Below are 2,898 nucleotides of genomic sequence, written 5' to 3'. Positions count from 1 at the left end.
TTTTTTGATTTAGATTCATCTCTAATCCTCCATTNNNTATTATCTTAATTTTACTAAATGTAAGATTAAATCTCAACTATTACAAATGATACAAGAGTAATTTATAACTTACCTTTAATCTCATTTATTGTTAGTCTTTGTTTTTTTAGTTGCTGGATTTTCTTACATTGCTGCAGTGCCTCTATGGAATAAAGTTGATAATTTGACCTAGTAATATCCGCAATCTCAAGCAATCCGGTCTTAGTCCAAAAACGAATCGTAGAAACAGTTTCTCCGATCGCTTTAGCTAGCTCTACAATTTTCATTAATTTTTCCGACTTTCTAATGTCTGACGCCTCTTGCCCTGTTACTGCTTTCAAATAAATATCAAATGAACAATTAACTGCGTTATAAATAATTTTTTGATATTTCTCTTTTGATCCTCCAAGTTGTGCAGTTTCAAGAGACGTAATATACGCTAACCGCTCTTGTGGTCTTATAATTGCGGGAGGATAACCCTTCATAATTAAAATTAAATTCATTAAAAGACGAGCAGTACGACCGTTCCCGACGGAAAATGGATGAATTGTTATAAGTCTATAGTGAGATTCTACCGCAAGCTCTATCGGGTGAATTTTTTCTACTGAACTTAACCAAGATATAAAATCTGCCATCAAAGCAGATACTTTCATAGGGTTAGGCATTACTACGGTAGATCCTGAAATACGTACCGGTACATGTCTATAATGTCCTGCGTTATAGTCATCAATGCCATGAAGAATTGTATGATGAATTGCTAAGATGTCTTTTTCCGTAATTTGACTATATTTCTTCTTAGCAAGCTTGTATACTACCTCTAAAGCTTTTGCATGGTTTATAGCCTCAAGATGTTCTACTAACGTTTTACCTCCTATAGTTAATCCTTTTTCAATAACTATAGCAGTTTCTCCGCATGATAAGGTATTGCCTTCAATAGCATTACTGGTATAAGTTAGCTCTACTTTAAACCATTCGTCTAAATTTTTAGCCAATTCGGGGCTTAATGGACGGAACTCATCTAATTGCTTTTTTCTTATCTATAATATAATATTGCATGTAGTAAAATATAAAGTGTTACCTAATACTTTATACTAAATTTATTCAAACATCAAGCTTAATTAGTTAGTGTTTTAAAAGAACTTATAGTATAATGATTTTTTAAAAGAATTTAAATTAAACATGACCATAAAAATCCATACGGAAAAAGATTTCATAAAGATGCGGCTAGCTGGAAAATTAGCTGCAGAGACGCTCGATTTTATTGCTGATTACGTAAAACCGAACGTCACTTCTAATAGTTTAAATGACCTTTGTCATAATTTTATTACTTCTCATAATGCCACTCCTGCACCGTTAAATTATAAAGGCTTTCCGAAATCGATTTGTACTTCTATAAATCATGTGGTTTGTCACGGCATTCCAAATGATAAACCATTAAAAAACGGTGATATAGTAAATATTGATGTTACAGTAATTTTAGATGGTTGGTACGGTGATACTAGTCGTATGTATTATGTCGGTGACGTAGCAATTAAGCCAAAGCGTCTTATTCAAGTAACTTATGATGCAATGATGAAAGGGATTGAAGTAGTTAGACCAGGTGCTAAACTCGGTGATATCGGGTATGCTATTCAAAGCTATGCCGAGAAACATAATTATTCGGTGGTCAGAGGTTATACCGGTCACGGTATCGGAAGAGTTTTTCATGACGAACCGTCAATATTAAATTACGGTCGCAGCGGCACGGGTCTAACACTAGAAGAAGGGATGTTTTTCACCGTTGAACCTATGATAAATGCCGGTAATTATGATACTATACTAAGTAAATTAGATGGATGGACGGTTACTACACGTGATAAATCATTATCGGCTCAATTTGAGCATACTATAGGCGTGACTAAAGATGGTTTTGAAATATTTACGTTATCACCTAAAAAACTTGATTATCCTCCATACTAAGCTATAGGATAAAAATTGATTTTGTTGTATGGTTTGACACAGCGGTTTGATGTCATTCCTGCGAAAGCGGGAATCCAATAGAACATATTAAAAAACTTGTTTTTTATATGTATTTTGTACTAATAATTATAGGTTATTTTTTTGGATTCCTACTTTCGCAGGAATGACATCAGCAACAAATTTGAGTAAATATGAAGAATGTTAGAAAATAATTTGATAGAATTTAGTAATAATGATACGCCTCATTATATAGGTCACCGTAAAAAGAGCAAAAGAACGCTTCGTCGCTGCTGGAGCAGAACATTTTTCCGATTATGAATTACTTGAAGTAATGTTATTTTCTGCTATCCCTCGTAAAGACGTAAAACCTCTTTCTAAAAAATTACTTGATCATTTTGATATTACGGATTTAATTAACCTTGATAAGGAAAGGTTACTTAGTATTAAAGGCACCAATGAAAATTTATATGTCAATTTTGCTTTAATACGTGAGTTGATAAATAGAGTATTGAAACAAAAAATAATAAATAAAAATATTATTGCTTCTTGGAGTTCTTTGATTGATTATTTAAAAGTTAACATGGGTAATATGCGACTAGAGCAATTTCGTATATTATTTTTGAATAAGAAAAATATTTTAATTGCCGATGAGGTTTTAAGTCAAGGAACTATAGACCAAGCTGAAGTATATCCACGTGAGATAATTAAACGAGCTTTATTTAATGAAGCAGCCTTATACTTGTGCATAATCATCCAAGCGGCAGCCCTGAACCTTCAAAAGCCGACATTCATATGACAAATGAGACAGTAGAGACATGCCAAACCGTAAATATTATTTGTAATAGTTGAGATTTAATCTTACATTTAGTAAAATTAAGATAATANNNAATGGAGGATTAGAGATGAATCTAAATCAAAAAA

2 protein-coding genes and 2 pseudogenes are annotated in these 2,898 nt (G+C 32.5%); 3 read left to right on the top strand and 1 reads right to left on the bottom strand.

Annotated elements, in window-relative coordinates; all coding sequences use genetic code 11:
* Positions 1–101: 101 nt before the first annotated feature.
* Complete coding sequence (locus KYQ89_RS02960) at positions 102–1,010, bottom strand: Fic family protein (RefSeq protein WP_218460339.1); 909 nt, start codon at positions 1,008–1,010, stop codon at positions 102–104.
* 187 nt (positions 1,011–1,197) lie between these two features.
* On the opposite strand from KYQ89_RS02960, the gene map reads away from it, so the two are divergent.
* The 3 genes and pseudogenes from map to KYQ89_RS02945 all read left to right on the top strand — a co-directional run bounded on the left by map (position 1,198) and on the right by KYQ89_RS02945 (position 2,826).
* Positions 1,198–1,977: a type I methionyl aminopeptidase gene (gene map, locus KYQ89_RS02955; protein ID WP_218460338.1), complete on the top strand. Its 780-nt coding sequence runs from the start codon at positions 1,198–1,200 to the stop codon at positions 1,975–1,977.
* 198 nt (positions 1,978–2,175) lie between these two features.
* Positions 2,176–2,479 (top strand): annotated as a pseudogene (locus tag KYQ89_RS02950) (UPF0758 domain-containing protein); the annotation flags it as partial.
* 6 nt (positions 2,480–2,485) lie between these two features.
* Positions 2,486–2,826 (top strand): annotated as a pseudogene (locus tag KYQ89_RS02945) (JAB domain-containing protein).
* Positions 2,827–2,898: the final 72 nt, after the last annotated feature.

Origin of the sequence: Rickettsia sp. TH2014 (genome assembly GCF_019249195.1) — a bacterium.
GTDB classification, from domain to species: Bacteria; Pseudomonadota; Alphaproteobacteria; order Rickettsiales; family Rickettsiaceae; genus Rickettsia; species Rickettsia felis.
Note: the sequence above shows the minus strand (reverse complement) of the source record. Positions and strands in the feature narration are given on the sequence as shown.